11 protein-coding genes and 1 rRNA gene are annotated in these 15,324 nt (G+C 51.4%); 5 read left to right on the top strand and 7 right to left on the bottom strand.

Translation table 11 applies throughout. The features are described from left to right. Positions 1-268 precede the first annotated feature (268 nt). Both ACS18Q_RS11720 and ACS18Q_RS11715 read right to left on the bottom strand, forming a co-directional pair. The gene (locus tag ACS18Q_RS11720) at positions 269-1,714 is read right to left on the bottom strand and encodes a transglycosylase SLT domain-containing protein (protein WP_441257106.1); all 1,446 of its coding nucleotides are present in this window, start codon (positions 1,712-1,714) and stop codon (positions 269-271) included. Positions 1,715-1,834: 120 nt separating this feature from the next. Next, positions 1,835-2,560 carry an outer membrane protein assembly factor BamD gene (locus ACS18Q_RS11715; protein ID WP_004728830.1) on the bottom strand — a complete coding sequence of 242 codons (726 nt, stop codon included), beginning with the start codon at positions 2,558-2,560 and terminating at the stop codon, positions 1,835-1,837. A 155-nt stretch (positions 2,561-2,715) separates the two neighbouring features. Here ACS18Q_RS11715 and rluD point away from each other — a divergent pair, with 155 nt between their 5' ends. The 3 genes from rluD (at position 2,716) to clpB (ending at position 7,101) form a co-directional block, all read left to right on the top strand. Further along, positions 2,716-3,690 carry a 23S rRNA pseudouridine(1911/1915/1917) synthase RluD gene (gene rluD / locus ACS18Q_RS11710; protein ID WP_004728828.1) on the top strand — a complete coding sequence of 325 codons (975 nt, stop codon included), beginning with the start codon at positions 2,716-2,718 and terminating at the stop codon, positions 3,688-3,690. Positions 3,691-3,693: 3 nt separating this feature from the next. Next, entirely contained in the window at positions 3,694-4,428 is a 735-nt protein-coding gene (pgeF, locus tag ACS18Q_RS11705) for a peptidoglycan editing factor PgeF (RefSeq protein ID WP_004728825.1), read from the top strand. A 99-nt stretch (positions 4,429-4,527) separates the two neighbouring features. Further along, positions 4,528-7,101: an ATP-dependent chaperone ClpB gene (gene clpB / locus ACS18Q_RS11700; RefSeq protein ID WP_004728823.1), complete on the top strand. Its 2,574-nt coding sequence runs from the start codon at positions 4,528-4,530 to the stop codon at positions 7,099-7,101. A gap of 98 nt (positions 7,102-7,199) precedes the next feature. On the opposite strand, the gene ACS18Q_RS11695 is transcribed toward clpB, so the two are convergent. The 5 genes from ACS18Q_RS11695 to ACS18Q_RS11675 all read right to left on the bottom strand — a co-directional run bounded on the left by ACS18Q_RS11695 (position 7,200) and on the right by ACS18Q_RS11675 (position 11,410). Further along, complete coding sequence (locus tag ACS18Q_RS11695; RefSeq protein ID WP_441257105.1) at positions 7,200-8,186, bottom strand: isopenicillin N synthase family dioxygenase; 987 nt, start codon at positions 8,184-8,186, stop codon at positions 7,200-7,202. Positions 8,187-8,289: 103 nt separating this feature from the next. Next, positions 8,290-8,766 carry a nucleoside deaminase gene (locus tag ACS18Q_RS11690; protein ID WP_004728820.1) on the bottom strand — a complete coding sequence of 159 codons (477 nt, stop codon included), beginning with the start codon at positions 8,764-8,766 and terminating at the stop codon, positions 8,290-8,292. 9 nt (positions 8,767-8,775) lie between these two features. Continuing rightward, complete coding sequence (locus ACS18Q_RS11685; RefSeq protein ID WP_014204530.1) at positions 8,776-9,558, bottom strand: ABC transporter permease; 783 nt, start codon at positions 9,556-9,558, stop codon at positions 8,776-8,778. A gap of 24 nt (positions 9,559-9,582) precedes the next feature. Further along, a complete protein-coding gene (locus ACS18Q_RS11680; RefSeq protein WP_158165672.1) occupies positions 9,583-10,407 on the bottom strand; it encodes an ATP-binding cassette domain-containing protein in 825 nt (274 codons plus the stop codon). 10 nt (positions 10,408-10,417) lie between these two features. Beyond that, a complete protein-coding gene (locus ACS18Q_RS11675; protein WP_441257104.1) occupies positions 10,418-11,410 on the bottom strand; it encodes an ABC transporter substrate-binding protein in 993 nt (330 codons plus the stop codon). Between the two features lie 482 nt (positions 11,411-11,892). Between ACS18Q_RS11675 and ACS18Q_RS11670 the strand changes: the two genes are divergently transcribed. Beyond that, positions 11,893-13,251: an amidohydrolase family protein gene (locus ACS18Q_RS11670; protein ID WP_441257103.1), complete on the top strand. Its 1,359-nt coding sequence runs from the start codon at positions 11,893-11,895 to the stop codon at positions 13,249-13,251. A gap of 488 nt (positions 13,252-13,739) precedes the next feature. After that, positions 13,740-15,292, top strand: a 16S ribosomal RNA gene (locus ACS18Q_RS11665). Positions 15,293-15,324 lie beyond the last annotated feature (32 nt).

The raw sequence follows: 15,324 nt of genomic DNA, 5'->3' as shown, positions 1-15,324 counted from the left end.
TGTGGGTTAACTTCAGATTACTCATCCCAAACTAAAAGAATGTGATTCAGATCAATTTACGCGTGTGTGTTTTTGGCTTTGAAACCAAACGTGATCTTCCGCAAAGAGTCGTGAAACAGACGAGCGAAAAAGCTTGAGATTCTGATGAAGTTGGCTAAATTGGAAGAGTAATTGACTGAAAATCTTCCCATTTTTAGGGCATATCCTCGGCCCATTAAATCCTCCTGTATGTTTCCTGAGCAACTTTTTTTGTGAACTTGATCGTCAATTAGGGCGCCATCGGTTCGTTGTCGGTTGCCTCATCCAAATTTGCGCTTTGATTTTCGACCTTGGCACGCTGCAAGGCATCCAGTTGTTTGTACACCACGTAGTAACGGCTGATGTTTGAGACGTAGCGAATCGGCTCTTTGCCAATGTTGCGCCGCGTGATCACTTCAACATGTTTAAACCAGACGTTGGGATTAAAGCCGTGTTTTTGGGCCAAGCGCCGCATTCGGTTGATGCTCGCCGGGCCAGCATTGTAGGCGGCGAGGGCAAAGTACACCTGATCATCGGGGCTGATGTGTGGATCGGTGAAATAACGGTCCTTGATAAAGCGCATGTACTTGATGCCAGCATGAATGTTGTTGTCGACTTGATCGATGTGCGGAATGTTGACGTTTGGATCTTGAGCGGTGGTCGGCAGCACTTGCATGATACCGATGGCCCCTTTAGGCGAGATTTTGCGTTGGTCGAGGCCAGATTCCTGAAACGCTTGTGCCGCCATCATCAAATCTTCGAATGCGTACTGGTTCGAATAATGAGTAAAGATTTGCCTCAGTTGCGCGAGCTTGGCGAGTTTTTGTGGGTTGAGTGCTTTGGTCAGCCAGCGTGTGTCATCAATGTATTTGCTATAAATGACGTTGCCCAGCAAGGTGCCCGATTTGACGGTTTTCAGATATTGGTTGATGAGCGTTTTCAGCTTCGGGCTCTCTTTTCGCAGCGCCCAAGCGATTTGGCCATTTTCCCGCAGCGGAAGTTCGCTGTGTACCTGAATATTTTCCATCACATGCTGCCATAGCTCGGCTTTGTGGCTGTCGAGCACCGTGGCGGCAACATGGCCGGCATTGACCATTTCCAGCAGCTCATAGTCTTGCAGTGCTTCATCAATAAAATGTACCTCAACGAGCGGACGCTTCATCGCGCGCAATGTGGCGTTGACGGCTTGAATGCTGTCCCAATAACTGGAACTTTCACGCAGCCAAATTTGGCGTCCGCTTAATTGTTCAAGGGTGCTGATCGGCGCCGCGGCTTTACTGGTGATGACAAATTCTTGCAGATCTTTGGTCAGGGGAGCGCTGAAATCGACTTGCTGGAGCCGATGGGGCGTGATGGTTAAATTGGCGACCGCGAGATCAGCAAAGCCGCGTTCAACACTGGGGATGAGTTCATCACGCAGCACGGGAATGATCTGTACGTGCACATACGGCGATTGCTTTTTCAAGTATTGTTCAAAATGGTACAGCAGTTCGGCGCCAATCCCTTTGGGGCGACCGCCTTCCACGTAATAAAACCCTAAGTCGGCCGAAACCACGACACGCAGAGTGCCTTTGTCTTTCAGGACGGGCCAATCTCCGGTGTAGGGTTTGGCGCTTAATGGGGAGAGTTCCAAACTGTGGGCTGGCCAACCAAGGCAACACGCCAAGGCGAACAGTGCCATGTTCAATAAACGCAAAATGCCGCTCCTTTTGCATTTTAGGTCGGCTTTAAGTGTATGAACGAACGGCAAAAACGGCAACGTTCGGCCACAAAAAAAGCCACTGCAAGCAGTGGCTTTTTCTCATGATGTCGAGGATTACTCTGGGTTGAGTTCCATCAGTTGCTGAGTGCGGGCGATGGAATCTTTTAGCCCCAGCTCCTTGTATGCCTGCAACTGAATTTTGAGCGATTTACGTGCTGCTTCAGTATCAGGATAGGTTTTTTGCAATTCCTGAGTGCGGTTGATGGCCGCAATCCAGGCTTCACGGCGCAGGTAGAAATCTGCGGTGGCTAAGTCGTAGTCGGCGAGGCGATTTTTCAGCGCAAACATGCGGCGCTGCGCGTCTTCGGCGTACGAACTATTGGGGTAACGTTGCAGCAGGCGTTTGAAATCGGCAAAGGCTGCTTTCACTGGCTCTGGATCGCGGTCACTGCGATCGACGTTGAACAGGTCGTGCATAAAGTTACGGTCTTGCGCCATGTGCGATAAACCGCGCATGTACAGCACCCAGTCCATTTTCTCGTGGGTGGGGTTGAGTCGCATAAACCGTTCAATGGTCGCGAGACCTAACGCGAGATCATCGTTTTTGTAGTAAGCGTAAATCAGATCCAATTGAACTTGCTCGGAGTAAGCACCAAACGGGTAGCGAGAATCCAAAGCTTCAAGCTTTTCAATCGCCGTCATCCAGTTACCGCCTTGCAGCGAGGTTTGGGCTTCGGTGTACAACTGTGCCGGCGGGACGTCCGGAACAATCTCTTTATTACTGGAACAGCCAGCCAGAAGAGATAACGCGAGTAAGCCTGATAAAGTTTGGTATTTCATGTCAGGAGTGAGTTCCTTGCAATTAAAGCTTATACACTTGGAGCGTCGGCGCTCCGCAAAACGTTTCGTTACTTTCTTGGCAGTAACAGATACAATGGCGCCATATTTTTCCACACTAGTGGCTATTAGTCTCACGGTTTTTAAAAAAGTTCGATATGGCTCAGCAGATTGAATTAACTCAAACAGTAAAAGAAAGCCAGCTTGGTCAGCGTTTAGACCAAGCTGTGGCTGAATTATTTACCGATTTTTCCCGTTCACGCCTGAAAGAATGGTTGTTGGAAGGCAAAGTCATGGTCAACGGCAACGTGGTGACCAAACCTCGCACCAAAGTGATGGGCGGTGAAGCGATCACGGTTCAGGCTGAACTGGAAGATGAACAACGCTGGGAAGCTCAAGATATTCCATTGAATATCGTTTATGAAGATGACGACATTATCGTGATCAACAAACCGCGAGACTTGGTGGTGCACCCGGGCGCTGGTACGCCAGACGGCACCGTGCTTAACGCATTGCTGTTCCATTTTCCACCGATTGCTGAAGTGCCACGTGCGGGTATCGTGCATCGTCTGGATAAAGATACCACGGGTTTGATGGTGGTGGCGAAGACGGTTCCGGCGCAAACGCGTTTAGTGCGTGAACTGCAAAAACGAAACATTACCCGTGAATACGAAGCGATCGCGATCGGTAAAATGACGGCGGGCGGTATGATTGATAAGCCGATTGGCCGTCACTCAACCAAACGTACACTGATGGCGGTGAGCCCGCTGGGTAAACCGGCTGTTACTCACTACCGTGTGGCGGAACATTTCCGCGAGCACACGCGAATTCGCCTGCGTCTGGAAACCGGTCGTACGCACCAGATTCGTGTTCACATGGCGTATTTGCAACACCCACTGTTGGGCGACACTGCCTACGGCGGCCGTGCGCGGATTCCTAAAGGGGCGACGCAAGAGCTGACGGACATGATTCGTGGTTTCGATCGTCAGGCGCTGCACGCAGTCATGCTGCGTTTTGAACACCCTATCACCGGTGAACCGTTGGAATTCCACGCGCCAGTGCCGGATGACATGGTTGAAATGACCGAAGCGTTGCGTGAAGACGCTCAACTGAACCATTCAGAAGAGTATTGATCGATGAGTTGGATTATCCCTCGCTGGCCTGCACCGGTTTCGGTGAAGGCGCTCTCTTCAACCCGAGTTGGCGGTTTTTCTCTGCCGCCTTACGATGGGTTGAATGTGGGCATGCACGTTGGGGATGATCCACATCGGGTTGAGCGCAATCGCTATTGGTTGCAGCAGCAAGCAGGCATGCCCAGCGCGCCGATATGGCTCAATCAAACACACTCCACCGTGGTCGTGGAAGTGGACGCGCCGACGGCTCAAGTGTTGGATGCGGATGGTGTTTGGACTCAAGCGCCAAACGTGGTGTGCTCTGCAATGACCGCCGATTGTTTGCCTGTGTTGATCGCCAACACCCAAGGGACGAAAGTTGCTGCGGTGCACGCGGGGTGGCGCGGCTTATCTGCGGGCATTGTCGAACAGGCGCTGACACAGTTTGCCAATGACGATGTGGTGGTGTGGTTGGGGCCGGCCATTGGCCCGCAAGCGTTTGAAGTGGGTGATGATGTATTGGCCGCGTTCAGTGCGCATGATGACCACGCACACCTTGCGTTTAAACCCGGTCATCAAACGGGAAAATGGTGGGCTGATATGAATCACCTGACGCGTTTGCGTCTGCGTCAGCTTGGCATTGACGCTGTGTTCGACAACGGTCTGTGTACCTATCAACAGGCCGATCAATTTTATTCTTACCGCCGCGATGGCGTGACCGGCCGTCAGGCCAGCTTTATCTGGATTGAAGCAAATTAAACCCGATAAAGTTAATGGTCTTCACTTGAAAATTTCCCCCTGCGTAACCATCTTTCTTAACGTTGTTAGTTTATCTCAGACGAGGTTAGGAAGGTTGTTATGCGTCTTGACAGATTTACCAGTAAATTTCAAATAGCGATTTCCGACGCTCAGTCACTCGCGCTCGGGCGAGATCATCAATACATCGAACCCGTGCACCTGATGGTAGCGTTGCTTGATCAAAACGGCAGTCCAATTCGTCCTTTGTTGACGATGTTGGATGTGGATGCGATGCAACTGCGCTCAAAGCTGGGCGAGATGTTAGATCGTCTGCCCAAAGTGAGCGGCATTGGTGGCGACGTGCAGCTCTCCAGTGGGTTGGGGACGCTGTTTAATCTGTGTGACAAGGTGGCGCAAAAGCGTCAGGATGCCTACATCTCGTCTGAAATTTACCTGTTGGCGGCATTGGAAGACAAAGGTCCTTTGGGCCAGTTGCTGAAAGATTTCGGTTTGACCGAGAAAAAAGTGACCGCGGCGATCGAAAAGATCCGTGGTGGTCAAAAGGTCAATGATCCGAATGCGGAAGAGCTGCGCCAAGCGCTGGAAAAATTCACCATCGATCTGACCGAACGGGCTGAACAAGGCAAGCTGGATCCAGTGATTGGGCGTGACGATGAAATTCGTCGTACCATTCAAGTGCTGCAGCGTCGTACCAAAAATAACCCGGTCATTATTGGTGAGCCGGGCGTCGGTAAAACCGCCATTGTGGAAGGTCTTGCGCAGCGCATCATTAATAACGAAGTGCCGGAAGGCCTGCGTGGTCGCCGTGTGCTGTCTTTGGACATGGGCGCGTTGGTTGCAGGGGCGAAATACCGCGGTGAGTTTGAAGAGCGCTTGAAATCCGTTCTAAATGAACTGGCGAAAGAAGAAGGCAACATCATTCTGTTCATCGACGAACTGCACACCATGGTGGGCGCAGGGAAAGGTGAAGGTTCGATGGATGCCGGTAACATGCTCAAACCCGCTTTGGCACGTGGTGAACTGCACTGCGTCGGCGCGACCACATTGGATGAATACCGTCAGTACATCGAAAAAGATCCGGCGCTGGAACGTCGTTTCCAAAAAGTGCTGGTGGATGAACCGAGCGTGGAAGACACCGTGGCGATTTTGCGGGGCTTGAAAGAGCGTTATGAGCTGCACCACCACGTTGAAATTACCGACCCAGCCATCGTGGCGGCGGCAACGTTGTCGCATCGTTATGTGTCTGATCGTCAGTTGCCCGATAAAGCCATCGACTTGATCGATGAAGCGGCCTCTAGCATTCGTATGCAGATGGACTCCAAACCGGAAGCGCTCGATAAGCTGGAACGTAAGATCATTCAACTGAAAATTGAGCAGCAAGCGCTGAGCAATGAACACGATGAAGCGAGTGAAAAACGTCTCAACATCCTCAATGAAGAGTTGCAGGAAAAAGAGCGGGATTACGCTGAGCTGGAAGAAGTGTGGAACGCGGAAAAAGCGGCGTTGTCAGGCACTCAACACATTAAATCCGAACTGGAACAAGCGCGTTTGGATCTCGAAGTGGCGCGTCGTGCCGGCGATTTAAGCCGCATGTCTGAGTTGCAATACGGCCGCATTCCTGAGCTGGAAAAACAACTCGACTTGGCCGCGCAAGCAGAAATGCAAGAGATGACGCTACTGCGTAACAAAGTTACCGATGCTGAGATTGCCGAAGTTCTTTCTAAACAGACCGGTATTCCTGTGGCCAAAATGCTCGAAGCAGAAAAAGAAAAACTGCTGCGCATGGAAGACGTGTTGCACCAACGTGTGATTGGTCAGGTTGAAGCGGTGGAAGTGGTCGCGAACGCGATTCGTCGTAGCCGTGCGGGTCTGTCGGATCCAAACCGTCCAATTGGTTCGTTCCTGTTCTTAGGTCCAACTGGTGTGGGTAAAACCGAACTGTGTAAAACCCTCGCCAACTTCATGTTTGACAGTGAAGATGCCATGGTGCGGATTGATATGTCGGAGTTCATGGAGAAACACTCTGTGGCTCGTTTGGTCGGTGCGCCTCCAGGTTATGTGGGTTATGAAGAAGGCGGTTATCTGACCGAAGCGGTGCGCCGTAAACCGTACTCCGTGATTTTGCTGGATGAGGTGGAAAAAGCGCATCCGGATGTGTTCAACATTCTGTTGCAGGTGCTGGATGATGGCCGTTTAACCGATGGTCAGGGTCGCACGGTTGATTTTCGCAATACGGTGGTGATCATGACATCGAACCTCGGTTCGTCACGCATTCAGGAAAACTTTGCGTCACTGGATTACCAGGGCATCAAAGAGCAGGTGATGGAAGTGGTGAGTAAACATTTCCGCCCTGAGTTCCTCAACCGTGTGGATGAAACCGTGGTCTTCCACCCACTGGGTCGTGAACACATTAAATCCATCGCATCGATTCAGTTGGAACGCCTGCGTAAACGTCTGCTGGAAAAAGACTTCGAACTGCAAGTCAGCGACGAAGCGTTGGATCTGATTGCGCAAGTGGGCTTCGATCCGGTATACGGTGCGCGTCCATTGAAACGGGCAATTCAACAAAATGTGGAAAACCCATTGGCGAAATCAATTCTGGCGGGAACATTCCTGCCGGGGACGCCAATCAAACTCGATGTGAACGATGGCAACATCACCGCATCGCAATAATTGATCATAAGAGTAAAAGCCACGCATTTGCGTGGCTTTCTTTTTGCAGTGCGCTCACCATAACAGAGGCCGGTGGTGCCTTGGTTCGGTGAAGCGGATTAAGCGAAATTAGCGTTGAGGCGCATCTTTAAATAATCCTGCGCGGTGATGGGAGGATAGGTTTGTTTCGGGCCTTGAATCACCTGATCGCGGTTCGCCTGGCAGAAAAAGGCCATGCTGTAGCGTGAGCCCTGATTTTCCTCGGCGGTTGGCATGCGCACGCGGTGCAAGGTCGATTTCAATTCGTCATCGCTCCAGCGCATCAACATGTCGCCGATATTGCAGGTAATGACACCAGTTTGCGGGGTTACATTGCTCCACACCAAGTTTTGCTGAGCGTCTTTGCCTGCGGCGACTTGCAATCCACCTTGATGCTCCTGTTGAAACACCAAGGTTAAACAATCGAAATCGGTGTGCGCGCCCGCGCGCCAATAATCGCCCTTCGCAGGAATATCACTCATCGGCAAATAGTGCAGCATGCGCAGCGTGCTGAGGTAATGCGCTGAATCACGTTGATGCGCTCGAGTAAAAAAGTCCCGCTCAAAGCCTAACTTGTCGGCAAAGCAAGAGAGAATCTTCATCCCTAACTGCCATGCCTGATACTCCATACTCAGTAGGTGTGACTGAAAATTGGCCACCAAATCTTGCTCTGGCCACAACGTATCCATGTGTGGCAGCGTGATTTGGTAAGACTCCTTTTGATCCGCCAAACCCGTCGATGGGCGGACTTGCTGACGAAATTCCCAGCCTGCATTGAGCCCCGCTTTGAGCGGAAAGCGTTGCTTTTGCTCAGCTGGCAGTGCAAAGAACTGCTCACTGAGGGCAAATGCCTGATGTATATCGCTGTGTGTGATGCCGTGATGGATCAATTGAAAGAAGCCGACCTCTGTGGCCGCTTGCCACAGTTGTTCGCTGATCGCGTCACGGCGGGTATCAAAATCTGACAAGTCGATGAGTGGAATGGCGCCGAGTTCTGCTTCGGTGCCGCGCCCGCCAAGGGTCGTTTCGAAGTTGAGTTCTTCGAGTGCATAAGCGTGTTGAGTCATTGTTATTTCTCCAATTCAGCATGTGCGTGTGATTGGAGCAATGTCCAGCAATCATCGAGATTGCAGACCGCTTCTACTCCGGGGTTAAGATGAATGATCGCGCTTACCAAGCGCCGTGCTGGACTTGCTCGGCTTCCGCCTCTAAGAGTGGCCCGTGCACTTCTGTTGTACGCTGTCCGGATTCAAATACGATTCGACACGGTAGCGCTAAGGTTGGGTTTTCCGGATGATTGCCCGTCAAGGCTTTCAAACGAGTTTCGCTCAAGCCATACACGACACGTCCGACGCCAGCCCAGTAAATCGCACCCGCGCACATGGCGCAGGGTTCGGCGGACACATACAGCGTGCATTGGTTGAGAAAGTCGGGACGATACAACTTGCTCGCTTGCGTCATGATCAGCCGCTCGGCGTGTCCGGTCATATCCAAATCAGGCAGATAGCCGTTGATTTGCTCAAGTAAGATCTCGCCGTTGGCATCGACCAGTACGGCAGCAAAAGGGTGAATGCCGCGCGATTTGGCATCTTCTGCCAGCGCAAAACTGTGGCGTAGCCAGCGGTAATCGAGGGTTGGGTTGAGCATGTTATGTCCTTATCGTTGTTTTTCTTCATCACTCAGGCTCCAAGCAAAGTAGCCTTTCTGAATCCAACTGACCGATTTGAATAGCACCATGCTCACCACGGAGAGAAACACCAGTGCCGCAAAAGCTTGGGGGATTTTGAAATATGAAGTGGAGAACTGTACTAAGTAGCCGAGCCCTTTTTCGGCGGCGACAAATTCGGCAATCACCGAGCCGATCACGGCTAACGTGATCGCAACTTTTACGCCGCTGAAAATGTGTGGAATGGCATAAGGCAGGCGAATCTGCCAGATGGTCTTATGGTTGCTGACGTTGAGTGAGCGCGATAACTCAATCAGTTCCGGCGGCGTGGCCAGCATGCCTGTGGTGGCAGACACCACCAGAGGAAAAAAGGTGATCAGGCAGGTGATGGCCAAGCGCGGGGCATCGCCAGTGCCCAAGATCACGATCAGTAGTGGCGCGATGGCGACCACGGGCGTGGACTGAATCACAACCAGCAGCGGGAAGATGGCACGGGTTAAAAACTTAGAATTGACCATCATGATCGCCAGCGGGATGCTGAGTGCGAACGACAGGGCAAAACCAAACAGTGCAATCCTCAGCGTGGCCCAAAGATTGTCGAGCCAGCGTTCGGCGGACACTTGGGTAAATGCCAGCGCGATGTCGGATGGCGCAGGAAGAATAAAGGTTGGCACGGCAAACAGATGGCAGACCCCTTCCCATATCGGGAGGAGCGTGAGCATGGCCAATAACGGCAGCCAGTTCTGCGACCGCTTCGCGAGTAATCCTTTCATAATGAATCCTTAGTGCAGATGGGCTCAAGCAACAGTGCGATGCAGCGGTGTGACTTTCTCAGCATTTTCGGTGGCAGAGTCGTCATGCGGTGGTCGATAAAAATACTCACGAATCCGATTGGTATAGCGCCCGAAATCCGTCTCTTTTAGGGTATTGATGGTGCGTGGGCGCGGCAGGTTTATCGTGATTTCTTCCAGCACCGTGCTGGGACGAGGTCCCATCACCAGCACTTTATCCGCTAGCAATACCGCTTCCGAAATCGAGTGGGTAATAAAAAGAACGGTTTTGGGTTTTTCCAGCCACAGGCGTTGCAGCTCAAAGCCCATCTCTTCACGGGTTAATGCATCAAGGGCGGAGAACGGCTCATCCATGATCAGAATGTCAGGGTTGAGCAGCAGTGCTCGCGCAATCCCAACCCGTTGCTGCATCCCGCCGGAGAGCTGATTCGGTAGGCTGGTGGCAAACTCACTCAGGCCGACTTTGTCCAAAAGCTCGGTGGCCAATTGACGATCTTTCGCGCTGACGTGGCCAAATTTATGCTGTAGCGGAAACAGGACGTTATCCAGTACATTTTTCCACGGCAGCAGTGTCGGCTTTTGAAAGACGATGCCGATGTCTTCACGCGGCCCCGAGACAGGATGACCAAACACTTGAATGTCACCTTGGGTGGGGTGAATCAACCCGGACAGCAGGCGCAGCAATGTCGATTTACCACACCCGGACGGGCCAACAATGGCGACGAATTCATGTTTATTGATGTCAAAAGTCACGTTATTGAGCACCGTGACCGCGCTGTGTTCACTGGTGTAAGTGTGCCCGATGTGACGAAATGAGACGAATGGCTGCATGATGTGCTCCTTAATAGAAGTCGCGCGAAATGGCGCTTTCCGGATCGAGCTTATCGAGGGCGATGTTCTGCGCTTCTGCGGTCCATTTCCAAGTTTCAGCCAGTCGATTTGGTGTAAAGACGCCGACGCCATCGCGTTCACTGACTTCGTTCAAGACCAATCCACGAATCGAACGGATGGTATCTGCGGCTTGAGCGGTGTCGACTTCGGGGACCATTTTGTGCACGTCAGCGGCGCTTTGTTCGGGATTGGCCCACGTATAAGCGACGGCTTTGGCATAAGCGGCGACAAAACGGCGAGCGACATCGGGTTGATTGGCAAGAAAGCGGTCGCTGGCGATGATCGATGAAGAGTAGAACTCCAGTCCGGCGTCATACCAAGGCAGCACGGTGAGTTTTTTCCCCGCCTGTTCAGCTTGCTGCTGGTTTTTCACCGCATCGGTCATCCATGAAATCATGATGTCCGATTGACCGGTGATCAGCATGGGGTTGAGTGCGCCAGGATCGGCTTTGAGCACTTTGACGCTGCTGTCATCAATGCCATTTTTTTTCAGCATCAGTGGTAAAAAAACATTGGCTGATGTGAATGGCGAAGTCACGATGGTTTTGCCCGCGACATCCTTGATGCCGGTGATCGCCGAGTCATCCAAGGCATAAAACGCGTAAGGCGCTTTGCTAAACAGTGAATAAATGGCTTTGACCGGTACGTTGTCATTTGCTTTGGCGACCAGCAATGCCACGATGTCAGAAGAACCGATGTCGGCTGTGCCTGTTGCGACTTTGGTGATCGCATCGGTTGAGCCTTTGCCCTGTAAAATGGTGACATCGAGATCTTGCTCGGCGAAAAAGCCTTGCTGCACGGCGACATACACCGGCGCTTTGTCTCCACCGGGTAGCCAGTCGAGCTGAAAGGTGACTTTGTCTGCTGCCCAAGAGCTTGCTGAGGCACACGCCAATGAGAGGGATAGTGTTACTGTTTTGAGGTGTGAAATAGGTGTCTTCATAGTTACTCCGTGTCTTCCTTTGCACTGTCAAAGGCGAGGATGCATCGCCTTTGACGAACTATGAGCAATGTCCCGATGCCATCACGACATCTAACCGCTTCTACTCACGAATGGTGTCTATGACCAGAGCAAGGGGCGTGCCACAGCATTAAACCAATGGCTGAATTGATAACCTTTTATTAACAATCGCTTGTCTGGCCGATGTTTGTTTCAATCGATGCTTGTATACAATGAGCCCTCTGCATGGAGTGATGAGCGGTGTTTGTGCACACCAATTGAGCGTATTTTTCACTGTTATGGTGCAACTTATTCTTTTTTCGTTCGATTTTGCAGGTGTTGAAGCTGGTCTGTGATTTGCATTGTATACAGCTTGGTTGACGTTGAAACAAAGGATGTGAGTAGAAGCGGTCAGGAGGAACGCTCCGGGGCATTGCTCATGAGAACGCCCATCATGGGTTTGGTATTCTTATAAGGAAGTGAGCATGAACTATCTCATCAAACAGGCAAGCGCCATCTATTCCCAGTCTGGTCATCAGGACATCCGCATTCAAGATGGCATTATCACCGAGCTGGGGAGCGACCTGCTGCCTTCTCATCATGAACATGTCGTCGATGCCCGAGGTTGTGTGGTTTATCCCGGTTTCGTGAATACCCATCATCACTTGGCACAATCCGTGTTGAAAGGGATCCCCGCTGGTTTAAATGATGGTCTCGGCGAGTGGCTGGCTCATGTTCCGTATCGCTATTGGCCGCAGATCACACCAGAGATTATGTATTGCGCGGCGAAATTGGGTTTCTACGAATTGCTTCGTTCTGGCGTCACAACCTGCGCCGATCATCATTACCTTTATCATGCCAACAGTTCGCAGGAAGTCGAAGATGCGGTCTGGCAAGCCGCTGAAGAGATGGGGATTCGATTTGTGCTCTGTCGAGGGGGAGCAACGGTCAAAGGCAGCCATAAAGGCTTGGCTAAAGCAGGCGTCGAGCCAGAATCGTTAGAGATGATGTTGGCGCGTTTAGATCATTCGCGCCGGCGCTATCATCAAGATGAACAGAACGCGATGCGACGTCTGGTGGTTGCTCCGACCAGCATTGTGCATTCCTCGACTCCCGATGATCTGAAAATGTTGGCGGAGTATGCGCGCGCTCATCAGTTACGGATGCACTCCCACCTCTTAGAAGTCGAGTTTGATAATCAACAAGCGATGGCGAAATACGGTTGTAGCGCGGTGGAGTTTGCACAACGTTGTGATTGGTTGGGGGAGGATGTGTGGTTTGCTCACTTAGTCAAAGCTACACACGCAGATATTGCCTTGTTAGCGAACACCCAAACGGGGATTGCGCATTGCCCAACATCCAATTGTCGTTTGGGAAGTGGGATCGCGCCGGTTATCGACATGGCGAAAGCGGGGATGCCGATTTCTATCGGTGTGGATGGATCGGCATCAGCAGAATCGGGGTCAATGCTGCAAGAGCTAAATCTGACTTGGTTATTGCACCGCGCTCAACATGGCGCGGCTGCGACGTCCGTGAACGGTGTCATTGAATGGGCCAGTGCAGGGGGCGCATCAATGGTCGGGTTCGATCATCTTGGATATATAAGAGAGGGAGCAGTGGCCGATTTGGTTCTCTATGACATTCAGCAGCCTCGCATGGCAGGATGTCACTCTGAGATCAGTGCGCCAGTTGTGTGCGGAGAACCAGCTCAAATTAAAGCCACTTTCATCAATGGTAAACGGGTTTATCAAGCAAGCGATGAAGATGCTTATCAAGAGTTGGTCGCCAATGTTCGTGAATCGGTGCGAGCGCTCAACCGTAAAGTCGCAGCATTAGGCATTTAATTTCGGTCATTTCGTTCACTAAAAATCCACTTTGGCGTTTATTTAGGCGGTCAGTCAGAAAAGCGAAGTTTTTGGCTGATTTGCTATTGCCAAGCGTTTTTTCCTCCCTATAATGCGCATCCGTTGTCAGGCAATTCTGCATAAGAAAGCAAGGCAACACGACGGCAAATTTGATTTCTTAACCTAAAGAAAATTAAATAAAAAAGTTGTTGACTCGCTAAGTTAACTCGCTAAAATGGCCGTCCGCTTTGAGAAGAAAGCTTCGAAAAGCAAAGCTCTTTAACAATATAAACCTATCAATCTGTGTGGGCACTCGTTGATGATAATCGAAGATGATTCTAAAGAATCAACTTAGGTATCAATGAACTGAGTGACCAATCGATACTTCGGTATCGGCACAGTCAATTCATTATCGTTCTGTTGGAACGATAATAGCTTTGAATTACTAAGGTAATTTGAAGTCAGTATTCATTGAGCCACAAAATCTTAAATTGAAGAGTTTGATCATGGCTCAGATTGAACGCTGGCGGCAGGCCTAACACATGCAAGTCGAGCGGCAGCGACAACATTGAACCTTCGGGGAATTTGTTGGGCGGCGAGCGGCGGACGGGTGAGTAATGCCTGGGAAATTGCCCTGATGTGGGGGATAACCATTGGAAACGATGGCTAATACCGCATGATAGCTTCGGCTCAAAGAGGGGGACCTTCGGGCCTCTCGCGTCAGGATATGCCCAGGTGGGATTAGCTAGTTGGTGAGGTAAGGGCTCACCAAGGCGACGATCCCTAGCTGGTCTGAGAGGATGATCAGCCACACTGGAACTGAGACACGGTCCAGACTCCTACGGGAGGCAGCAGTGGGGAATATTGCACAATGGGCGCAAGCCTGATGCAGCCATGCCGCGTGTATGAAGAAGGCCTTCGGGTTGTAAAGTACTTTCAGCAGTGAGGAAGGGGATATCGTTAATAGCGGTATTCTTTGACGTTAGCTGCAGAAGAAGCACCGGCTAACTCCGTGCCAGCAGCCGCGGTAATACGGAGGGTGCGAGCGTTAATCGGAATTACTGGGCGTAAAGCGCATGCAGGTGGTTTGTTAAGTCAGATGTGAAAGCCCGGGGCTCAACCTCGGAATTGCATTTGAAACTGGCAGGCTAGAGTACTGTAGAGGGGGGTAGAATTTCAGGTGTAGCGGTGAAATGCGTAGAGATCTGAAGGAATACCGGTGGCGAAGGCGGCCCCCTGGACAGATACTGACACTCAGATGCGAAAGCGTGGGGAGCAAACAGGATTAGATACCCTGGTAGTCCACGCCGTAAACGATGTCTACTTGGAGGTTGTGGCCTTGAGCCGTGGCTTTCGGAGCTAACGCGTTAAGTAGACCGCCTGGGGAGTACGGTCGCAAGATTAAAACTCAAATGAATTGACGGGGGCCCGCACAAGCGGTGGAGCATGTGGTTTAATTCGATGCAACGCGAAGAACCTTACCTACTCTTGACATCCAGAGAACTTAGCAGAGATGCTTTGGTGCCTTCGGGAACTCTGAGACAGGTGCTGCATGGCTGTCGTCAGCTCGTGTTGTGAAATGTTGGGTTAAGTCCCGCAACGAGCGCAACCCTTATCCTTGTTTGCCAGCGAGTAATGTCGGGAACTCCAGGGAGACTGCCGGTGATAAACCGGAGGAAGGTGGGGACGACGTCAAGTCATCATGGCCCTTACGAGTAGGGCTACACACGTGCTACAATGGCGCATACAGAGGGCAGCCAACTTGCGAAAGTGAGCGAATCCCAAAAAGTGCGTCGTAGTCCGGATTGGAGTCTGCAACTCGACTCCATGAAGTCGGAATCGCTAGTAATCGTGGATCAGAATGCCACGGTGAATACGTTCCCGGGCCTTGTACACACCGCCCGTCACACCATGGGAGTGGGCTGCAAAAGAAGCAGGTAGTTTAACCTTCGGGAGGACGCTTGCCACTTTGTGGTTCATGACTGGGGTGAAGTCGTAACAAGGTAGCGCTAGGGGAACCTGGCGCTGGATCACCTCCTTATACGAATGATTATTGCGATGAGTGTTCACACA

Origin of the sequence: Vibrio sp. Vf1514 (assembly GCF_052076135.1) — a bacterium.
In the GTDB taxonomy this organism is placed as follows: Bacteria; Pseudomonadota; Gammaproteobacteria; order Enterobacterales; family Vibrionaceae; genus Vibrio; species Vibrio furnissii.
The sequence above is the reverse complement of the archived record's forward strand: the minus strand, read 5'-3'. Positions and strand labels throughout refer to the sequence as shown.